Here is a 19,389-nt window from a genome sequence, read left to right on the forward strand (position 1 = left end):
GTCGCCCGACTAGGGAAAGACCGAGGGTTCCAAAGGCTTGGGCAGCGTCGCATCCGCCTGCACCACCCAGCCCCCACCCATGGCCCGGTAGAGTTGAACCGAGGAGGTGAGCTTGGCGCTCTGCGCCTGCAGGCGATCGATCTGCGCCTCGTACAACTGGCGCAGGGCGTCGAGCAGGGTGATGAAGTCGGTGTACCCCTCGTCGTAACGCACCTGGGCCAGGTTGACGTAGTTCTGCACCGCGGTGACCCGCTTGCGCTGCTTTTCCTCCTGCTCCACGGTTTTCTGCGTGCTGACCAGGGCGTCCTCGAACTCGCGGAAAGCCGAGATTATGGCGCGCTGGTAATTGGCCAGGGTCGCCCGCTGCACCGCCTCGGCCGCCTGTACCTGTCCTGCGATCTTGCCGGCGGTGAAGAGGGGGGTGAGCACAGCCGAACCGATACTCCAGAAATTGGCGCCCGGCGTGAACAGGGCTGACACCTCGGAGCTGAGCTGGCCCACGTCGCCGGTCAGGGAAATACGCGGAAAATACAGGCCGCGCGCCACGCCGATGCGCGCATTGGCGGCGATCAGTTCCTGCTCCGCCTGCTCGATGTCGGGCCGGCGCGCCAGGATCTCCGAGGGCAGTCCCGCCGGCACGGCCGGCTGCCGGATTTCGTCGATGGTCCGTCCGCGCTGGATAGACCCGGGATTTTCGCCCAGCAGCACCTTCAAGGCATGCTCGGCCAGGGCGATCTCCTGTTCCGCCGCCGGAATCAGCGCCGCGCGCCGCTCATATTCGGACTCCACCTGATTCACTTCCAGTTCCGAGGTATAGCCCTCGCGGAAGCGCACCTGGGCGATGCGCAGTTCCTCAGCCAGGGTGGCGACCACATTGCGGGTGATCTCCAGATTCATGTCCAGGGTACGCAACTGGATGTAGGTCTGCGCGATCTGGCTCACCAAGGTCAGAATCACGGCGCGCTTGAAGGCGTCCTGGGCCAGCATGTCGCCCATGGCCGCCTCGTTGGCACGGCGCAGGGCGCCCCAGACGTCCAATTCCCAGTTCATGGTGGCCGCCAGGCGCGCGTAGTCCGTTTCCTTCGGATTCAAGCCCGACCCGTCCGGCAGATTCAGAACCCTGCCGCTGGCCTGCCGGTGCAGGTAGTTGCCCTCCCCGGAAATCTGCGGGAACAGGTTGGAGCGGGTGGACCCATACAGGCCCATGAAGCGGTCCACGTTGGCGACGGCGATCTTCAGATCCAGGTTCTGCTGGATGCCGCGCTCCACCAGGCGGTTCAGCGCCGGGTCACCCAACTGCTCCCACCATTTCAGATTGGTCGTGTCCTTCGCGCCTTTTTCGGCGAAACGCCAGTTCTTGGGCGTCGCGATTTCCGGGCGCTGGTAATCAGGCCCAACCTTGAAACACCCGGCCAGCATGGCCGCCAGGGACAACAACAGGATCTTACGCATGGCCCTGCTCCTTCACGCCGGTGGTTTCTGTGGACTCCTTGTGCGACAAGCGCTCGATCACATAGAACGTCACCGGAATCAGGAACACCGCGATGGCGGTGGCAGTTGCCATTCCGCCGATCACCGCGAAACCCATCACCTGGCGCGACAAGGCGCCCGCGCCACTGGCCTTGGCCAGGGGCACGCAGCCGAGGATGAAGGCGAAGCTGGTCATCAGGATGGGACGAAGGCGCAATCGCGCTCCGTCCAGGGCCGCATCCACCAGGGGCTTGCCCTGCTCCACGCCCATCTTGGCGAACTCCACGATGAGGATGGCGTTCTTGGCCGCCAGGCCGATGAGCATGACCAGACCAATCTGGGCGTAGATATTGTTTTCATAGTGGCCGATCATCAGGCCGGCGAAAGCCCCGAACACCGCGATGGGCGTTCCCAGCAGCACGCTGAAGGGCAGGCTCCAGCTCTCGTACTGAGCGGCCAGGATGAGGAACACGCACAGCAGCGAGAAGCCAAAGATCACCATGGGAGACACGCCCTCTTGGGCCTTCTTTTCCTGATAGCTCATGCCCAGATAGTCGTACCCCATCTCCCGAGGCATGGTCTGTGCGAATACTTCCTCCAGGGCGCGCATGGTTTGCTCGGAGCTGACGCCCGGCTTGGGCGTCACGTTGATCTGCGCGCTGCGAAACAGGTTGAAGCGCATGGTGAACTCGGGCCCCTCAGCCTTGCGCACGTTGATCAGCGCCGCCAGCGGCACGGTTTCGCCTTTGCTGTTGCGCACGTAGAACTGGCCCAGGTCCTTCTCGCTGGTGCGGTATTCACCCTCGGCCTGCACATACACCTGCCACTGTCGCCCGAAACGGTTGAAGTAGTTGATGAAGCCGCTGCCCATATAGGCTTGCAGGGTCTGGTAGACGTCCGAGAGCTTCACGCCCTGCTTGAGCACCTTGTCCTGGTCCACGTCCACATACATCTGAGGCACCGAAGGCAGGAAGGTGGTGAACACCCCGGCGATCTCGGGCCGCTGACGCGCCCCTTCGAGGAACTTCATCACGTTCTGCGCCAGGAAGCCGATGTCGCGGCCGGCGCGGTCTTCCAGCACCATGGTAACGCCGCCGGAGGTGCCGACGCCGGGAATCGCTGGAGGCGGGAACACCAGGGCCATGGCCTCGGGGAGCTTCTGCAATTCCCGGTTGATATGGGCGCGTATCGCCTGGTACTGCTCCTCCGGCGCCTTGCGTTCCGACCACTCCTTGAGTGATATGAAGAAGAAGGTGTTGTAGGTGGTATTGGCCTGGCTCAGCATGTTGTAGCCGATGACCGAGGAGTAATACTCCACGCCCGGCGTGTTCTTGAGGACCTCTTCCACCTTTTTTGTGACCTCGTCCGTGCGCTGCAACGAGGACACATTGGGCAACTGCAGGGCGCCGAAAATGTAGCCCTGGTCCTCGTCCGGCAGGAAGCTCATGGGCACTTTCTTGCCGAGGCCGCCCGCCATCACCGCCACGCCCAGCAGGAACAGCAGGCTGAAAAAGCTCTTGCGGATCAGCACGCCGCACAGCCCGACATAACCGTCGGTGGCCTTGCCGAACACCTTGTTGAAGACGTCGTAGAACTTCTGCAAAGGGCCGGTGCCGCGCTGCTTCGGCTTAAGCAGCAGGGCCGAGAGGGCGGGGCTCAGGGTCAGGGCGTTGAAGGCGGAGATGATCACCGACAGGGCGATGGTCACCGCGAACTGCTGGTACAGCCGCCCGGTGATGCCTGGAATGAAGGCCGTGGGCACGAACACCGCCGCCAGGATGATGGCGATGGCCACCACCGGCCCCGACACCTCCTCCATGGCCTTCAGCGTCGCTTCCTTGGGTGACATGCCGTGCTCGATATGGTGCTCCACCGCTTCCACCACCACGATGGCATCATCCACCACCAGGCCGATGGCCAACACCAGACCGAACAGAGACAGGGTGTTGATGGAGAAGCCGAACAGCGGAAACAGAGCAAAGGTGCCGACGAGGGACACCGGCACCGCCAGGAGCGGAATCAGGGTGGCGCGCCAGCCCTGCAGGAAGATGAACACCACGATGATGACCAGCACCAGGGCTTCGAACAGGGTGTGGACGATCTCGTTGATGCCCTCGGTCACCGCCAGGGTGGTGTCCAGGGCGATGACGTAGTCCAGGTCCTCGGGGAAGCGGGTCTTCAGTTCCTCCATCATCTTCTTTGCGCCATCCGCCGCCGCGATGGCATTGGAACCCGGCAACTGATAGAGCGCCACCAGGGCGGCGGGCTTGCCATTGAGGCGGCCCATCATGTCGTAGGACTGCGCGCCCAGTTCGATGCGCCCCACGTCCTTGATGCGAACGATGGAGCCGGACGAATCCGCCCGCAGCACGATGTTGCCGAACTGCTCCTCGGTCTGCAGACGGCCCTGGGCGCGCACCGCATAGGTGAACTCCTGGCCCGGAGGCACTGGCTCGCCGCCGATCTTGCCGGCCGGGTTCACCGTGTTCTGGGCCTTCACGGCGCTGATGATTTCAGGGATGGTGATGTTGAGCTTGGCCAGTTGGTCCGGCTTTACCCAGATGCGCATGGCGTATTGGCCGGCGCCGAACACCGTGACGCTGGCGATCCCCGGCACGCGGGTCAACTGGTCGTTGATGTTGATGTTGGCGTAGTTGGCCAGAAAGACGTTGTCGTAAGAGCCGTTGGGCGAATACAGCGCGAACATGATCAGGGGTGAGGCCGTGGATTTCTTCACGGTGACACCGTAGTCGCGCACGTCCGAGGGCAGTTGCGACTCCGCCTGGGATTCGCGCATCTGGGCCAGGATCTGGTCCGTGTTGGGATCAGTCTTGACGTCGAAATTGACGCGAATCGTGGTCGAGCCATTGTTGGCGTTGATGGAATACATGTAATTCATGTTGTCCACGCCGGACATCTGCTGCTCGATGGGCGTCGCCACCGCCTGCTCCACCGTCACCGCGTCGGCGCCGGTGTAGGTGGTCTGAACCTGCACCTCGGGGGGTGCGATATTGGGAAACTGGGCGATGGGTAGGCCCACCATGGACACCAGTCCGATGATCACCATGAGGATGGAGATCACCATGGCCACGATGGGCCGGTTGATGAAGAACTTCGACATGGCCGCTTACCCCGCAGCCTTGGGCGACGGTTTGCCCGCCGGAGGCGCCTCCACGAAAGGCTTGGTCTCGACTTTCATGCCTTCCTTGACCTTCATGGCGCCTTCCACGATGACGCGGTCGCCGGGCTTCAAGCCCTCGTCGATGACCCACAGGTTACCGATCCGCACCCCCGGCTTGACCATGCGCATGGCCACGGTGTTGTCGGGCTGCACCACCGCCACCAGGGACTTGCCCTGCAGATCGTTCACGGCGCGCTGGGGCACCAGCAAGGCGCCCGCCTTCTCCGCCACCACCGCGCGAATCTTGGCAAATAGCCCGGGGCGCAGGATATGGGTGGGATTGGGAAAGGCGATCGCCAGCTTGATGGTGCCGGTGTTCACGTCCACCTGCCGGTCGGCGAACAGCACGGTGCCGCTATGAGGGTAGACGTCGCCATTAGACAGGATCAGTTCGATAGGAATGCTCCCGTGCTTGTCCCCGTCCTCGCGGCCCTTGGCAAAATTCAGATACTGCTGTTCGCTCAAGGGGATGTAAGCCTTGATGGGATCCACCTGGGACACGGTGGTCAGCTCCGCATTGGCGCTGCCAGGCCCGATCAGGTCGCCGAGTTGGGCCTTGGAAATACCCGCAATGCCGTCGATGGGCGCGGTGATCCGGGTAAAGCCCAGTTCAAGCTGCGCCTTCTCGTAGGCGGCCCGCGCCGCGAGGACTTCCGCCTGGGTCGAGGCTTCGCGTCCCTCGGCGTTATCGCGGTCGCGCACGCTCACGGCCTTTTCCGGCAGCAGGCGCTTGATGCGGTCGAGATCCAGCCGCGCCGTCTTCAACAGCGCCTCCTGGCGCGCCAGGGTGCTCTTGGCCTCGTCCACCGCCGCCTGGAAGGTGCGGGGATCGATCTGATAGAGCAATTGCCCCTTCTTCACCAGATCGCCTTCCTTGTAGTTCTGCTTGATCAGATAGCCCGACACCTGGGCATTGATCTGGGCGTTGACCATGCCATCCAGGGTGCCCACCCATTCCTCCTGCACCGGGACGGTCTTCTGCACGACGCTGGCCACTTCCACCGTGGGCGTCGGGGCATGCACCTCCGGCTTCTTGTCCTCGCAACCGGCGAGGATCAATGCAAACAGGATGGGTATCGACAGTGGAACGGGGGGAGGGAGAAAGCGAGGGATTCGAACCGCCGGACCTTTATTCTTCGTCATAGCTACTTCCACTGTTCCTGTTTTGGAGGCGATTATCGACCCGACCCATCGGGCCAAGTCCATTCGGGGCTTGGATACCCCTGCGCGGCCACAGGCCACGTCAGGCAAGGCCGGGGCGTATCGGCCTGGGCATGGGCTCGCAATACCGGGCGGTTATCATGGGCCTGATCAATCATTAAAGGGCGACCCACTAAACATCGCAGCTGCATCCGGCCGGTTGCGCTCAGCCTCGCTATGCCGCCCGTCAGCATTGCGCCCAACATCATTCTTGCTTATTTTTCCTTGCCGCTCAATCGCCAACTGCGACACACAGCTGTTCCATGGCAACGCCAAAACCGCCACGCGGCGGCGGCGATCGGAGCTGATATACTCCGGACGCGAGGAACCCGCGCGGGATGCGATATCCACGCGCACCGGCCAACTACGCACTCACGGAGAGACCATCCATGTCACTGTCAGCTCGATTGCCCCTGTTATTCACCGCGGCCGCCTTCCTGAGCGCCTGCTCGACGGTCAGCGTCACCACCGACTACGACCACGCCACGGTCTTCACCAATTACAAAAGCTACGATCTGGCCACGGCCCCGGATCAGCTGCCGCTCTCGCCCACCAGTGAATCGGCGCTGGACGACACCTTACGCGGCGCCATGGCCCAGCGCGGCATCCGCGAGGTGACCAGCGGCGCCGATCTCAATGTAGTCAGCCACGCCTTCACCAAAGACAAGATCAACGTCTATCCCGCCGCGGGATGGGGTTACGGCGTTCCCTACCGCTATGGGCGCTACGGCATGTGGATGGGCGCGCCCATGGGCTACACCGACGTGACCCAGTACACCCAGGGCACCCTGATTTTGGACTTCGTCGACGCCAAGACGAAGAAACTGGTGTTCCGCGGCGTCGCCACCGACACCGTGGGTACCCCGGAGCAGAATGCCGAGAACATTCAGGAAGCCGTCCGCAAGATCATGCACGACTTTCCTTTGCCTGCCCCCGGGCAGCAATGATCCAGAAGTCATCCCAGGCGCGCCAGCCGAAACGGGCGCACCTATGAATGCTTAATCAGCGGCTCTGCTGACCTTGCTGGTAGCCTTGCTGATAAGCCGCCTGCTCCGACTTCTTGTGCTGGTCATACAGATAACCGCCAAGGAGCCCTGCCCCCGCACCAATAGCCGCGCCCATGCCGGCATTGCCGGCAATGGCGCCAATGATGGCGCCGGTCGCGGCGCCGCCCGCCGTACCGCCGGCCATGCGCCGCTGGGAATCGGACATGCCGGCGCAACCGGAAACGATCAAAAACACCGCCAAAAGGGAAAGGATTCGCTTCACTGGTATGTCTCCGCAAGGATCATGCTCAAATAACCGTTCCGCGCTTTCACTTCTTGCACGGCCAGTTCTCGACCAGGTACTTCATGGCCGTGTCCACCGGCCGTTCGTTCTTGTACTCCGGGTGCGCCTTGGCCCAGGTGATGTACATTGCGATGGCTTCCGTGCGCGTGGGTTTGGGGTCCGGCGGACAAACCAGGGGCGTCAGGCCCGGACGGCTATACAGGTCTTCCTGATAGCGGTAGACGCCCACCAGATAGCCCTGACAGAAATGGGTGGCAGCCACGTACAGGGGATCGTCCGGGGCGGCCGTGCACAGTTCCACCATGTCCTGGGTGGTCTGCGCCAGGAAGTTGTCCTGGGTGACCGCACCGCTATCCCCCGCCGCCAGAATAGCCGCAGCGGCTGACAGGCAGAGCCATCGGCGCTTGGATGATTTCATGGGTCCTCCTTTGCTCGCTTGAAATTGAGGTCGGCCCGGATAGCGGCCGCGTGTCCGCGCCCAGCCATGCATCTATAATGGCGACTGAGCGCCCCTGGCAGTTCAGGGCATCGAATATGGCGCGCCTTGATTATCCGCGCTTTCTCCCGAGGCTTGAAGGGCCGCCCCGAAACAAAAATTGGCGTCGGCATGACCGACTGAATGCACGAGGCACACACAGCATGGCTTATGAGATTGAAGGAATCGATGGCGACGTGATCCGCGTGCGCCTGAGCGGTGTCATCCACCTGGCCGATCATCAGGCCATCCAGGATGTGGCGAAAAAGCTCATCGATCAGGGACAAAAGCTCCGTGTGCTGGCCATTACCGAAAACTTTGCCGGCTGGGACAAGCAGGATGACTGGACCGATATCAGCTTCCTGGTGGACTACGGCGACGACATCGTCAAGATGGCCATCGTCGGCCCCGAGGCAGCCAAGGAGGACGCCTTCCTGTTCGTGGGCAAGGGACTTCGGGCGACGGCGATCGAATTTTTCCCCGCCGAGCAGCTTGAGCAGGCGGAGGCCTGGGTCCGCGCCTGAACCCCGGCGGTCCGGCGTGTCACCGGGCGTGCTTGTTCCAGAGCCTAGGCCACCAGCGGCCCACCTGGCGGCAATAGATCCGGTAGGCATCCCCGAAGCGGAGCGCCAGACAAGGCTCTTCGTGAAAGACCAAAGCCAGATGGAATGTCAGCCACAGTCCACCGGCATACGCCAGCACCCGCGCATTGCCCAGAATAAGCCCCTGGCCAGCGATGGCGAGCAGCACCGAGAGGTACATCGGATTGCGCACGTGCCGGTAAAAGCCCGAGACCACCAGGCATTTGGGCGGCGCCGCCGGCGCGGGCGTGCCCTGCCCGTCCCTGGCGAAATGGACCACCGACTGCAGCAGCCCGCACAGTCCAGCCAGCAATACGCCGATCCCGAGCACCGCTATCCAGCCGGAATCGAGCAGCGATGTGTCCGCTTCCCATCCGCTGAGCCAATAGGGAACCAGCCCCGCCACGGTGCCGGGCACCGCGAGCAGAAAAAGCAATGAAACCAGCACAATACGTAGTGACACAGACTTCATCACGGAAGGATCCCGGTACTTCTAAGGTCAAAGGCAGGCGGAGGCCGAGCGAGGGGGGGTCTCAAACGGCCGCAGCGTAGCCACATGATACCCCGCTTGCGGCAAAAGCGCGCCTGGGCAAATGCTCGTCTCCCCAGTAACCATGGGCACGAAGAATGGCTACTAAGGTCCTTATAGAATTCACAAAAATTTAATTGTCGACTCGCTTGACCAACGTTAGTATTGGTCAGGCATATCGAGGAATGGACGGGCGGCGTCACATCGCCTGCCGCCAACCTTCAAACCCAGGCCAGAGCGCCGTTGCCAACCAGGAGTGAATGGATGACCAGCCAGACCGTAACCGAACAAGCCGACCCCCTCAAATCCGTCGCCGACGCCATGAAGGACGCCGTGTCCCAGGCAACCGAAGACGCCGCCCGGGCCAAGGAACGCATCCGCGAAATCGGGCCGGACATCGCCAACTCCGCCTCGCGCTTCGCCTACACGGCCTCCTACATGGTCTCCTACGGTATCGTCTACGCGGCGGTCTTCGTCGCCAAGTCCGTTCCCCAGGAAAACCCGATCGTGGAGGGCTTCATCGACGGCGGACGGGCTGCCATCGAAGCGGTCAACGAAGCCAAGGGCATCACCGCCGGAGACGCTGCAGCGGCCAAATAAAGGGCGGCGCCCGAACGGAATTCCTGCCGAGCCAGGGCGCGCCAGCCTGAGCATCCGGCGAGGTCTCGCGGCCACGCCACCCAAAACGATTTGCCCCAGGGAAGTTTGTCATGTTCCACGACGTGCGCCACGCTTACTCCGCCCGCTACGACACGGCCAGGCCGCCTGCCCGAGCGGGGACATCGGATATCGTCATCTCCTTTCCCTCCCCCGGGATCATCCGCGTCAACAGCGATGCCCTTTTCAGCCACACCGAAAGCGCCGACTGCCGGCATTTTCTCGAACGCGCATTCGCTGTCGCCCAGATCGCGGGGGCGACCATCCACTCGGGCGAAACGCCCTGTGCCGACCTCAAATTCGACGCCTCAAGGCACCGGGCGAAGGACATCCTGACTGACTTGGCCGCGAGCCTGGGAGGAAGCGCGCCTGTATCGGAAACGAATGCGGAAGCGGGCAGCAAGAACCGCCTGCCCGCGGTGGCGCCGGCGGCGACGGCGCAGGACCGGCACGGACTGGTCCATTACCACCGCTACGGGCATGTGGTCACCGGCTTTCAGATCGTGGCCGAACGCACGGGATTCTTGAGAGCCAAAAACCCGGTGCTCTACCGCAAGAGCGGGCTGTGCCAGAGCATCGAGCGCGAACTGATGAGCGTGCTCGGCGTCGACCGCTACAAGACCCACTCCCTGCGCTGCACCGTCGAGGTGGAATTCGACCCGCGCCGTCTGACCCGGCAGCAGGTGCTGGAAATCCTCGACAGCGCCCTGGCGGCAGCGGAACACCAGGCGGAGTTGGACAAGCTGGACCTGGACCTCGCCATTTGCACTGGTTCCCTAGCCCTGGCCGGCGTTGCCCAGTTCGCGGCCCCTGCCCTGGTTCCGGCGGCTGCCGCCGTGTTCGCCTACACCACCATACCCAGCTTCGTCGGCGCCTACGAAGTGGTGTTCAAGGAAAAACGTCTGGGCGTGGACCTGCTGGATTCCATCGTGGTGCTGGGCTGCCTGGGCACCCTGCAGATCTTCCCCGGCGCGGTGCTGGCCTGGTGCCTGTCCTTCGGCCGCTCGCTGGTAAAAAAGACCGAGGACAACTCCAAGAAAATGTTGCTCAGCGCCTTCGGCAAGCAGCCGCGCTTCGTCTGGCTGCTCAAGGAGGGCGTGGAAATCGAGGTTTCCCTGGACCGTGTGAACGCCGGCGACATCGTGGTCGCGCACACCGGCGACATGGTGCCAGTGGACGGGCACATCACCGAAGGGATGGCCATGATCGACCAGCAAGCCCTCACCGGTGAATCCACCCCGGCGGAGAAAGGCGTGGGCGATCGCGTCTATGCCTCCACCATCATGGTGGCGGGCAAGATCTACATCTCGGTGGAAAAGGCCGGCAGCGAGACCGCTTCCGCCAAAATCAGTCAGATCCTCAACGACACGGCGGGCTACAAGCTCACCTCGCAGAACAAGGGCGAGCGCCTGGCGGACACCGCCGTGGTGCCTACGCTGGCGGCTGGCGCGCTGGCCTACAGCCTGCTCGGTCCCCATGCCGGCGTGGCCGTGCTCAACAGCGACCTGGGCACCGGCATCCGCATGGCGGCGCCCCTGGCCATGCTCTCCACCCTGGCCCTGTGCGCGCAAAAAGGCATCCTGGTGAAGGACGGACGTGCACTGGAACTGATGGGCGAGATCGACACGGTCCTGTTCGACAAGACCGGAACCCTCACCCGCGAGCGCCCCGAGGTGGGCCGCATCATCAGTTCCAACGGCTTCAAGGAACTGGACGTGCTGCGCTACGCCGCCACCGCGGAACAGAAATTCCACCACCCCATCGCCCTGGCCATCCTGCACAAGGCCGAGGAACTGGGCGTGGAACTGGCAACCACCGACGAGACCCAGTACCGCATCGGTTACGGCATCAGCGTGGGCATCGACGGGCACACGGTCCGGGTCGGCAGCCGCCGCTACATGGACATGGAAGGCATCGCCATCCCCCCCGCGGTGGAGAAAGCCCTTGCGGCCGCCCACCAGGAAGGCAACACCATGGTGATGGTGGGCGTGGATGACAAGCTGGGCGGAGCCCTGGAACTGCAGGCCTCCGTGCGCCCGGAAGTAAGGGAGATCGTCGAAGGTCTGCGCGCGCGCGGCATCAAGCATCTGGCCATCATCTCCGGCGACCACGAGGCGCCCACCAAGAAGCTGGCGGAGGATCTGGGCATGGACCGCTACTTCGCCCAGGTGCTGCCGGCGGACAAGGCCGACTATGTGGAAAAACTGCAGCAGGAAGGCCGCAAGGTCTGCTTCGTCGGCGACGGCATCAACGATTCCATCGCCCTGAAGAAGGCCAACGTGTCCATTTCCCTGCGCGGCGCCACGTCCATCGCCACCGACACGGCGCAGATCGTGTTCATGGAGCAGGGGCTTGGCAAACTCTGTGAACTGCGAGACATAGCCCACGCCATGGACCGCAATGTCCGCAACAGCTGGATCATGATCGTCGTGCCCAACGTGGTTTGCGTCGCCGGCGTGTTCCTGGCAGGCTTCGGCATCGGCGCCTCCGTGCTCACCAACAACGTCGCCGCCCTGGGCGCGCTGGCCAACGGTGTCTGGCCCATGCGCAAGGTGGCGCAGTTGGAGGCGGAGCGTCGCCACCGGCTGGAACTGGAGCTGAAACAGGCGGGTTTCGGCGGCGAAGCGCAGGAATCGGACCCCGCGCCGCTGTTACCGGCCTGATCTGGATTTCCCCCTTCGAAACTGCAGGAGTGAACAGCGATGGCAACCCGAAAACCCGCCTCGAAATCGGCCGCAGCCGCCAGTGAAGCCACCGCGGTCGCAACCGCCACCGGCCCCACGTCGGAAGAGGCGGGGACGGAGCCGCGCTTTCATTTCTTCCTGATCGACACCGGCTGGAAGTCCACGGCGGCTCGCGTGATCCGCGATAACTTCCGCATGATCCGGGAGTTCCAGAACCATGATCCCTTGTACGTGCTGTCGCGGGAACAGTCGGTCAAGCTGATCCGGGAGAATCCGGACCTGATCGGCAAGGACCCCATCATCCTGGTGCACGACCTGCAGGCCAAGGGCGGGCGCGGTGAATCGGGCTATCATGGCTTTCGCCTGTGCCTGGGACTCATCAAGAACAGCCAGCAGGCCCTCAAGGCCATGCAGGAGTTCCTGCGTTTCTTGCACAGTCATCGCAACTGCGCCGACATTGAACAGGCCATCCGTCAGAAACTGCACCGGCAGGGACTGGAGGGCGCCATCGACGTGATCCGCGAGGGCGCCCAGGAACTCATGGAATAACCCCCCCCAACCCACGAGGTTCACCAATGGACAAGGTCAGTGAAATCGTCACCACACTGTTTGGCGCCGTAGTCATAGCCGCCATGGGATTCGAGATCAACCGCCGGCGCAAGCATTTGCGCGAGGTGTATGACGTCCTCGACTCCGACACCAAGCATGTGGCAGCCACCCTGGAGGAAATGGTCAGCCAGGGCGCCCTGCGGCCCTATCTGGGAGAAACCTGGGAGTGAGCGATTCCGCCGCGCCGCGCATACGCCTTGAGCCCGACGCCCTGCGCATCAATGCCCCGGCGGTGTTCGGGGCCGATGCGGGGGAGCAGGCCCGCCGTTTTGCCGGGCGGGTATTCGCCCTTCCGGAAGTCGATTCCGTTCACCTGCGTCCCGCCTCCGCCGAGGCGGTGGTGCGCTTCCAGGTCGGACCGGACCAGCGGGCGGGCTTTCTTGAGCGATTCTCCGCCCTGCTCGCGGCGGCCGACGAAGCAGCCGGCCGGGTCGCACTTCCGGAGTGGCCGGCAAACCAGCCGGCCAGCCTGTTCCGCTTCGAGTCCCTGGTGTCCCTGTTCGAAGTCACCCGGCTGGAACCCGGCCAGCTGCAACTTCGGCATAGCGCCATCAGCCGCGACCCGGCCCTGCCGGGCCGTCTTGAGCTTGCATTGACGCCACTCCAGGGCGTGTCGCAGGCCAGCGCCAACGGCGCGACCGGCAAGCTCGCCGTGACATTCCAGCTGGACTGCACCGACCTGACGCAATTGATCCGCACCGCCGAATCCCAACTGGCCGCGCCCCAGACCGCCCTCGTGCGGCTGAATCCCACGCCCACCCAGTTGGGACTGGCCAACGCCACCCTGGGCCTCGCGGCGGTGGGCGAGTTGGCCTTGCCGGCGGTACTGCCGGTCTGCGTCGGCATGCTGGTGGCGACCAATCTGGGAACCATCCGCGAAGCCGGCCGCCAGATCAGTTCGGGCAAACTCGGATTGCCTGTCTTGTACACGGCGCTGCTGGGCTGCTCCATCACCACCGGTCAGATCGTGGCCCATGCCCTGATGGAATGGTCGTTCCGCTTCTGGGCCGGACGCACCGAAAAAACCATGGCCGAGCAGTGCCGCAGCCTGATCAACGACGCGCTCCCGGTGCCTGACCATGCCCATGTGGTGCGCTCGGACCAGGTGGACGCGCGCCTGCCCAGCGATATGCTGCGCCCCGGACACCACATCCGCGTCGCTGGCGGCGAATCGGCGCCGGCCGACGGGGAGATCGTGGCGGGCGTGGTCCTGGTGGACGAGGCTGCTGTAGCCGGCACGCCAGGCGCGGTGCGCAAGCGCCGGGGAGACATCCTCCTAGCGGGCTCGCGGGTCCTGGCGGGACGTGCCGAAGTGGCAGTGTCCGCCACCGCCATGAACACACGGGCAGCCGACCTGGCCCAGCAGATCATCGTCGCGGCACGCACGCTGACTACCGACCCTGATCTGCGCGGCAAGGCGCGGCAACTCTCCGACCGGGCCGTTCCGCCCACCCTGGCGGCAGCAGGAGTTGGATGGGCAGTCGGCGGTCTTTTCACCGTGGGCGCCGTGCTGCACCAGGATTACGCCTCCGGCGCCAACTTGGCGGTGCCCGTGCAGACCCTGAAGGACATGGGGCAGGCCCTGCGCTCCGGCTGCGTGGTCCGTTCCGGCTCAGCCCTCTCCCGTCTCGGCGAAAGCCGCTTCCTGGTGCTGGACACCGCGGCGCTCCTTGAGGAACCAGTCTTCGAACTGGCCAGCCTGGAAAGCCGCCTGGCCGAGGGGGAAACCAACAATCTGCTGCGCTACGTCGCCGGGGCCGCCTATTACCTGGGCGACGGACGCTCTTCGGCTTTGGCTGAGGTTTGCCGCAGCCTGGGGCTGGTGGTGCGCGTGCCGCAACTCATCGCCCTGGAGGAACGGCGTGTCGCCGTGCGCCAGGGCCAGCACACCATCGCCCTGAACAGCGATGAGACGAGCCCGGACGATCAGTCGCCGCCACCGCTGGTTGTGGAAATCGACGGGAATGAAGTCGCGCGCCTCTCGTTTCGCACCGGGCAGTTGGCCCGCGCCGCCGAGCCCATCCGTCAGTTGCGGGCTAAGGGCCTTCAGGTGTTCCTGCTGTCCAGCGGCCCGGAGGCGGAAACCGCCGCTCTGGCCCAGCGCCTGGGGATCGAACTCCACGGCGGGGACTTCAACCCTGAACAGAAGATCCGTTTTCTTCACGGCCTGCGCAAGCGCGGCGTCAAGGCGAGCTATGTCGCTCCTCGAATGAATCCCGAACTGGCCCGGGCAGCCCATGTGGCCGTAGCCTTGGGCGGAGCTAACGGCGCCTCCACCGGCGCCGACCTGGCCCTGCTGGGGGATTCGCTGCACGGGTTGGCGGAAGTCACCGCACTGGCCCTGGGTCATGAGAGCCGTGTGCGCGAACTCAGCCGGCGCTCTCTATTGCCGAACCTCCTATGCGTCGCCGGCGGCTATGCCGGGATGCTGAATGGCATCACCGCTGGCGTGCTGGCCAATATTGGCGTTTTCAATGTCTACCGGCAGGCGGCGGATTCCGGCGCTGCGGCAACGGCCCACGAGGGGATACGCGCATGAGCGAAGCTCAAACTCCAAAAAAGCCGCGAGCCAAGCGCAAAACCGGTGGGGATGCACCAGCGGCGGCCAAGCCCGCGCGCAAAAAGGCACAGGCCAGACCAGCACCGCCCCCGCCGGAACCGGAATCCGAGGCTATGCCTTCGCAATCCACCGCGATCGCTGTGGCGCCGGCCGAGCCTATGGACCCGGCCGACGAGCAGGTGGTGGAGCGCGCCGAGCATGTCAGCCGAGGTGCGGGTTGGGCTCTGATCACCGCCGGCATCGTCGGCCTGGTGGTGCCCGGCGTGCTGGGCACGCCCTTCCTGATTCTGGGCGGCATGGCGCTATGGCCGGGTAACCGCAAGCGCATCGAGCGCTGGCGTCAGGGCCATTCCCCCAAGGCGTTCCACGGCGCCATGAAGCAGATCAACCGGTTTCTGGATGATCTGGACAAGCGCTACCCGCGCAAGGGGCCCTGATCCTGCATGAGGGCAGCAAAGCTTCAGGCCAAGCTGCCGCAGCCGGCCCTGAGCGAGTACGAGGCATCCCAGGTCGCCGAAATTGCCGCCTGGAAGGCCAAAAGGCCGAGCCTGGTCACGCGGATCACCGGGGCTCTGGCGGCGCCGGTGGGAAAACTGGCCAACCGGTTGATGCCGCAAGGCGCGGTCAGCGCGGCCATCGAGGGCTTGAACAAGATGGCGGGCAGCCTAGCCCGGGACGACAGCATCCTCAAGGACGCGGAACTTCAGGCGGAAGGCATCCAGTCCCTGGAAGAACTGGCGCGAAAGCCCCTGGAATTTGCCGACGCGCTTTCCGGCCGCATCATCCGGGACGCCGGCACCATCGCCTTGGGCATGGGTGCCGCCACCGGAACCGGCGGCCCGGTGGCCGCCGCCGCGGGACTGCCGGTGCTGCTGGCAGGGGCCATGCGCGTCATATACCGGGTCTCGCAGGCTTACGGGTTCAGCATCGACCAGCCCGGCGACAAGGAACTGATGCTGCATGTGCTCGCCCTCTCCACGGCCAACAGCGCCGCGGATCGCAAGCGGGCCATGAGCAATTACCAACGCCAGATCGAGACGACTTTCTTGCGTCAGGCCTTCGAGGAGTCCGCGCAGAAGGCCCTGCAACGGGCGGTTCTGGGAGCGGAACTGGGCGTGCTGGTGCCGGGCTTCAGCATTGCCTTCAACGCCTACCTGAACCGGGAGTTCGTGAACCGGGCGGGCGAGACCGCCAAACGCGTGTTTCAGGAGCACTGGCTGCGGGAACGGGGCAAGGTCGCCTGGATCACCCCGTCGAGAAGCCTTTAAGAAGGGAAGGCGCCATGAGCGAGATCGAGAGCAAAGACCTGCATACCCTGGAGTCCGACGGCAAGGTCGTCTGGATCCGGGCTAGGCAACAGCCGGAGGCTCCGGAGGCTGCCGCTCCCGACCCTGTTGGCGACGAGCGCTTGCAGCAACTGCCGCGGGACGTCGGCTGGATGCTGTTCGGAGTCGGCTTTGCCGGCTTCGTGGCCCCGGGCATCTTCGGCCTGCCCTTCATGGTGGCGGGTGGCGTGATCCTGTGGCCGCAAACCGCCTCGCGCGTCCAGTCCATGATCGGATTCCGACCCCAGTCGCCCGCCGCCAAGGCCGGCATGAAGCAGATATCACGCTTTTTGGACGATCTGGAGCGGCGCTTCCCCTCACCGGGCAAGCCCTGACCGAACGCTGCCACGATGATGAGAAGGCGCGGCGCAAAAGCAGCCGCGCCAGGCCGGATGAATGGAGCGTAGGACCACGCTGAGCAGAATTTGCGATACAGGAGGCATTATGAGCGTCGGTGAGAAGAAGGCTTCGAAACATTCGAAGGCGTCCGAAGAATCCGGATTCAACGTGCGCAACGGGCTGCTGCTGGCCATCCCCATCGCTCTGGCGATGCGCTGGCTGGACGCAAGCCCCAGCCTGGTGTTCCTGGTGTCACTGGTCGCCATCTATCCCCTGGCCGAGATCATGGCGGAGGCGACCGAAGCCCTGTCGGCGACCCTGGGTTCCACCGTCGGCGGACTGCTCAACGCCTCGCTGAACAACGCACCCGAGATCATCATCGCCATGTTCGCTCTCAAAAACGGCCTGGGCGAGGTGGTGAAGGCCTCCATCACCGGCTCCATCCTCATCGAACTTCTCTTCGGCCTCGGCTTGGCCATGTTCGTGGGCGGGCTCAAGCACGGTACCCAGCGTTTCGACGAAGAAACCATCCAGATTCACGCGGGACTACTGACCCTGTGCGGCTTCGGCCTGATCATTCCCGCCGTTTTCAGCCTGTCATCGCCCAAGGAGGAACTGGAGCTGAGCTGGGAGATTTGCGTGGTCCTGTTGCTCATCTACCTGACCTCCCTCGGCATCACCCTGTTCCGCAAGGTGGAGGCCGAGCCAGGGGATGTCTCCGTCATGCCGGAAGTGGGGCTGGGCGAGGCGCCCGCCGAGGTCTGGTCGCGCGGCAAGTCCCTAACCGTGCTAACGGTATCGACCCTGGTGCTGGCGGTCATGAGCGAAGTGGTCACCGATGCCCTGGAACCCACCAGTGCACAGCTCGGCCTCACCCCCATCTTCAGCGGCATCATCCTGCTGGCGGGCGCAGGCGGCATCGGCGAGATCATCAGCGCCGTCCGTTTTGCCGGCAACAACAAGATGGACCTGGCCATCGAGGCATCCATCGGTTCCAGCATCCAGATGATCCTCCTCGCCGTGCCCCTGTTGGTGTTCAGCGCGCCGCTGTTGGGCGTGAAAATGAACCTGCTGTTCACCTCCGTGGAGGTCATGTCCATCGTGCTGACCGTCGTGGTCATTCGCACCATCACCAATGATGGTCGCTCCACTTGGCTGGAAGGTCTGATGCTGCTGGCGGTTTATTTCATGCTGGCGATCGGCTTCTACTATCTGCCGGTATCCGCGGCCTGACGGGGGCAACCGGAATGATCGCGTCCCACGTCCAACGGCATTACCCCGGCGCCATCACCGAAATCGACTTCGTGGAAAGGCTTCGCACCGAGGTGAAAAAGCACGGAGTGGATCTCACGAAGCTGCTGCTGGCCACCTCGATCTGCGCCGATGACATCATCCCCATGCGGGAGTCGGAGACCCCTTTGGCTAAGGCCAAGTCCAGGCTCAAGAAGGACTTCCTCGGCCCGTTCGCGATGGGGGGATTGGCGGGCCTGCCTTATTCCGGGTTGACCGGCATCCAGGCCCTGGCCCATCACGTGCCCGACGGCGGTTCCGTGCTGTTCGTGTATGGCCCCCACATTGGCATCTCTGCGGAGGGCACGCTGGGAAAACTGCAGCGCCCTGGCCAGCACAAGGAGACGGGTGCCTGCGGCGCGCTGCACGTGGCGGTGGAACATCTGCGCTCTTCCGCCGACTACCGGCCGCCCCACGACGATGACGATACCGAGCAGATGACCCTGGAGCGCCGTCTGCTGCCCTTCCGTGAGCGCATCCTCGCGGCGGAATCGCCCCTGAAGGAGGCCACGGAAGTGGCCTATGCGGTGATACACGAACTGATCCAGCGCTATGTGCGCAGCAAGAGGACCGAGTTCCACTGCGAGTACGTGGCCACGGCGGGCGGTATCATCATCAACACCGGACCTGACAGCGAGGACTACGTGGACCTGCGCCACCTCGACGTCCGCCGCCTGTCCGAACTTTGACGAAACAGGGACATGGCAAGCTGGAAAAGGACTTTGCGACGCTGCTGCCTGGCCCTGACACTCGCCGCCTCCGATGGCATCCAGGCCGACCCGCAGGTTCAGGCTGATGATTCCCTGGCCGCCGCCGACCAGGCCTACGGGCGGGAGCGCAAGCGCATCATCGCCGACAACCTGCAGCTCACGCCGGAAGAAGCCAAGCGCTTCTGGCCGGTGTACGAGCAGTTCGAGCGAGATCTGAATGTCCTGACCGAGCGCCGGCGGACGATCATCGCTCGCTTTGGCGAGAATTACGACGCCATGACCGACGATATGGCGCGGCAGCTGCTCCGCGACCGCCTGCAATTGGAAGAATCGCGGGCCGCCTTGAAGCAGCGATTTCTGCCCCGCTTCGAGCGGGTGTTGCCGATCAAGAAACTGGCGCGCTACTACCAGATTGAAAGCAAGATCTACGCGTCGGTGGAAGCCGGCATCGCGGACGAACTGCCGCTGCTGAAATAGCCGCGTGGCCCG

19 protein-coding genes are annotated in these 19,389 nt (G+C 64.0%); 13 read left to right on the forward strand and 6 right to left on the reverse strand.

Features of this window, described 5'->3' with window-relative positions; all coding sequences use genetic code 11:
- Positions 1-9: 9 nt before the first annotated feature.
- The 3 genes from EK23_RS16900 to EK23_RS16910 are packed head-to-tail and all read right to left on the reverse strand — an operon-like array spanning position 10 to position 5,794.
- Positions 10-1,452: an efflux transporter outer membrane subunit gene (locus tag EK23_RS16900; protein WP_045226567.1), complete on the reverse strand. Its 1,443-nt coding sequence runs from the start codon at positions 1,450-1,452 to the stop codon at positions 10-12.
- Positions 1,445-4,591 (reverse strand): efflux RND transporter permease subunit, encoded by a 3,147-nt coding sequence (locus EK23_RS16905; RefSeq protein WP_045226568.1) that lies wholly within the window; start codon positions 4,589-4,591, stop codon positions 1,445-1,447. Before EK23_RS16905 ends, EK23_RS16900 begins: the two co-directional genes overlap by 8 nt.
- Positions 4,592-4,597: 6 nt before the next feature.
- The gene (locus EK23_RS16910; RefSeq protein WP_052808281.1) at positions 4,598-5,794 is read right to left on the reverse strand and encodes an efflux RND transporter periplasmic adaptor subunit; all 1,197 of its coding nucleotides are present in this window, start codon (positions 5,792-5,794) and stop codon (positions 4,598-4,600) included.
- Between the two features lie 446 nt (positions 5,795-6,240).
- Between EK23_RS16910 and EK23_RS16915 the strand changes: the two genes are divergently transcribed.
- On the forward strand, positions 6,241-6,798 hold the full coding sequence (locus EK23_RS16915; RefSeq protein WP_158002533.1) for a DUF4136 domain-containing protein: 558 nt from the start codon (positions 6,241-6,243) through the stop codon (positions 6,796-6,798).
- 55 nt (positions 6,799-6,853) lie between these two features.
- Here the strand turns inward: EK23_RS16915 and EK23_RS16920 are convergent, their stop codons facing one another.
- Both EK23_RS16920 and EK23_RS16925 read right to left on the reverse strand, forming a co-directional pair.
- Positions 6,854-7,120, reverse strand: coding sequence for a YMGG-like glycine zipper-containing protein (locus EK23_RS16920; RefSeq protein ID WP_235282168.1), 267 nt, complete (start codon positions 7,118-7,120; stop codon positions 6,854-6,856).
- Positions 7,121-7,166: 46 nt separating this feature from the next.
- A complete protein-coding gene (locus EK23_RS16925) occupies positions 7,167-7,559 on the reverse strand; it encodes a Rap1a/Tai family immunity protein (RefSeq protein ID WP_045226571.1) in 393 nt (130 codons plus the stop codon).
- A gap of 221 nt (positions 7,560-7,780) precedes the next feature.
- Between EK23_RS16925 and EK23_RS16930 the strand changes: the two genes are divergently transcribed.
- Positions 7,781-8,140, forward strand: coding sequence for a SpoIIAA family protein (locus EK23_RS16930; RefSeq protein ID WP_045226572.1), 360 nt, complete (start codon positions 7,781-7,783; stop codon positions 8,138-8,140).
- Between the two features lie 19 nt (positions 8,141-8,159).
- Here EK23_RS16930 and EK23_RS16935 read toward each other — a convergent pair whose 3' ends face one another.
- Complete coding sequence (locus EK23_RS16935) at positions 8,160-8,660, reverse strand: methyltransferase family protein (RefSeq protein WP_158002534.1); 501 nt, start codon at positions 8,658-8,660, stop codon at positions 8,160-8,162.
- Between the two features lie 330 nt (positions 8,661-8,990).
- On the opposite strand from EK23_RS16935, the gene EK23_RS16940 reads away from it, so the two are divergent.
- From EK23_RS16940 to EK23_RS16990, 11 genes are all read left to right on the forward strand, one after another.
- A complete protein-coding gene (locus EK23_RS16940) occupies positions 8,991-9,326 on the forward strand; it encodes a hypothetical protein (protein WP_235282169.1) in 336 nt (111 codons plus the stop codon).
- Positions 9,327-9,436: 110 nt separating this feature from the next.
- Positions 9,437-12,046, forward strand: a complete 2,610-nt coding sequence (locus EK23_RS16945) for a heavy metal translocating P-type ATPase (RefSeq protein WP_082054290.1) — start codon at positions 9,437-9,439, stop codon at positions 12,044-12,046.
- Positions 12,047-12,085: 39 nt separating this feature from the next.
- Positions 12,086-12,616 carry a hypothetical protein gene (locus EK23_RS16950; RefSeq protein WP_045226574.1) on the forward strand — a complete coding sequence of 177 codons (531 nt, stop codon included), beginning with the start codon at positions 12,086-12,088 and terminating at the stop codon, positions 12,614-12,616.
- A 26-nt stretch (positions 12,617-12,642) separates the two neighbouring features.
- The gene (locus EK23_RS16955) at positions 12,643-12,846 is read left to right on the forward strand and encodes a hypothetical protein (protein ID WP_045226575.1); all 204 of its coding nucleotides are present in this window, start codon (positions 12,643-12,645) and stop codon (positions 12,844-12,846) included.
- Entirely contained in the window at positions 12,843-15,215 is a 2,373-nt protein-coding gene (locus tag EK23_RS16960; protein ID WP_052808283.1) for a P-type ATPase actuator domain-containing protein, read from the forward strand. Before EK23_RS16955 ends, EK23_RS16960 begins: the two co-directional genes overlap by 4 nt.
- Positions 15,212-15,673 carry a YbaN family protein gene (locus tag EK23_RS16965; protein ID WP_145998714.1) on the forward strand — a complete coding sequence of 154 codons (462 nt, stop codon included), beginning with the start codon at positions 15,212-15,214 and terminating at the stop codon, positions 15,671-15,673. The genes EK23_RS16960 and EK23_RS16965 overlap by 4 nt, the downstream gene beginning before the upstream one ends.
- 6 nt (positions 15,674-15,679) lie before the next feature.
- Entirely contained in the window at positions 15,680-16,504 is an 825-nt protein-coding gene (locus tag EK23_RS16970; protein WP_045226577.1) for an EcsC family protein, read from the forward strand.
- Between the two features lie 14 nt (positions 16,505-16,518).
- Positions 16,519-16,896 (forward strand): hypothetical protein, encoded by a 378-nt coding sequence (locus EK23_RS16975; RefSeq protein ID WP_052808284.1) that lies wholly within the window; start codon positions 16,519-16,521, stop codon positions 16,894-16,896.
- A 109-nt stretch (positions 16,897-17,005) separates the two neighbouring features.
- A complete protein-coding gene (gene cax / locus EK23_RS16980) occupies positions 17,006-18,133 on the forward strand; it encodes a calcium/proton exchanger (RefSeq protein ID WP_052808285.1) in 1,128 nt (375 codons plus the stop codon).
- A 14-nt stretch (positions 18,134-18,147) separates the two neighbouring features.
- On the forward strand, positions 18,148-18,879 hold the full coding sequence (locus tag EK23_RS16985) for an LCIB family protein (protein ID WP_045226578.1): 732 nt from the start codon (positions 18,148-18,150) through the stop codon (positions 18,877-18,879).
- Positions 18,880-18,891: 12 nt separating this feature from the next.
- The gene (locus EK23_RS16990; RefSeq protein WP_145998715.1) at positions 18,892-19,377 is read left to right on the forward strand and encodes a hypothetical protein; all 486 of its coding nucleotides are present in this window, start codon (positions 18,892-18,894) and stop codon (positions 19,375-19,377) included.
- The last annotated feature ends 12 nt before the right edge of the window (positions 19,378-19,389 follow it).

Origin of the sequence: Methyloterricola oryzae (genome assembly GCF_000934725.1) — a bacterium.
In the GTDB taxonomy this organism is placed as follows: domain Bacteria; phylum Pseudomonadota; class Gammaproteobacteria; order Methylococcales; family Methylococcaceae; genus Methyloterricola; species Methyloterricola oryzae.

What these genes read in the sequence shown, in the direction of transcription:
- EK23_RS16955 (WP_045226575.1), top strand. Translation starts at nt 12,643, where the DNA reads ATGGACAAGGTCAGTGAAATCGTCACCACACTGTTTGGCGCCGTAGTC.
- cax (WP_052808285.1), top strand. Translation starts at nt 17,006, where the DNA reads ATGAGCGTCGGTGAGAAGAAGGCTTCGAAACATTCGAAGGCGTCCGAA.
- EK23_RS16945 (WP_082054290.1), top strand. Translation starts at nt 9,437, where the DNA reads ATGTTCCACGACGTGCGCCACGCTTACTCCGCCCGCTACGACACGGCC.
- EK23_RS16905 (WP_045226568.1), bottom strand. Translation starts at nt 4,591, where the DNA reads ATGTCGAAGTTCTTCATCAACCGGCCCATCGTGGCCATGGTGATCTCC.
- EK23_RS16940 (WP_235282169.1), top strand. Translation starts at nt 8,991, where the DNA reads ATGACCAGCCAGACCGTAACCGAACAAGCCGACCCCCTCAAATCCGTC.
- EK23_RS16900 (WP_045226567.1), bottom strand. Translation starts at nt 1,452, where the DNA reads ATGCGTAAGATCCTGTTGTTGTCCCTGGCGGCCATGCTGGCCGGGTGT.
- EK23_RS16930 (WP_045226572.1), top strand. Translation starts at nt 7,781, where the DNA reads ATGGCTTATGAGATTGAAGGAATCGATGGCGACGTGATCCGCGTGCGC.
- EK23_RS16985 (WP_045226578.1), top strand. Translation starts at nt 18,148, where the DNA reads ATGATCGCGTCCCACGTCCAACGGCATTACCCCGGCGCCATCACCGAA.
- EK23_RS16970 (WP_045226577.1), top strand. Translation starts at nt 15,680, where the DNA reads ATGAGGGCAGCAAAGCTTCAGGCCAAGCTGCCGCAGCCGGCCCTGAGC.
- EK23_RS16975 (WP_052808284.1), top strand. Translation starts at nt 16,519, where the DNA reads ATGAGCGAGATCGAGAGCAAAGACCTGCATACCCTGGAGTCCGACGGC.
- EK23_RS16950 (WP_045226574.1), top strand. Translation starts at nt 12,086, where the DNA reads ATGGCAACCCGAAAACCCGCCTCGAAATCGGCCGCAGCCGCCAGTGAA.
- EK23_RS16965 (WP_145998714.1), top strand. Translation starts at nt 15,212, where the DNA reads ATGAGCGAAGCTCAAACTCCAAAAAAGCCGCGAGCCAAGCGCAAAACC.
- EK23_RS16910 (WP_052808281.1), bottom strand. Translation starts at nt 5,794, where the DNA reads ATGACGAAGAATAAAGGTCCGGCGGTTCGAATCCCTCGCTTTCTCCCT.
- EK23_RS16990 (WP_145998715.1), top strand. Translation starts at nt 18,892, where the DNA reads ATGGCAAGCTGGAAAAGGACTTTGCGACGCTGCTGCCTGGCCCTGACA.
- EK23_RS16915 (WP_158002533.1), top strand. Translation starts at nt 6,241, where the DNA reads ATGTCACTGTCAGCTCGATTGCCCCTGTTATTCACCGCGGCCGCCTTC.
- EK23_RS16925 (WP_045226571.1), bottom strand. Translation starts at nt 7,559, where the DNA reads ATGAAATCATCCAAGCGCCGATGGCTCTGCCTGTCAGCCGCTGCGGCT.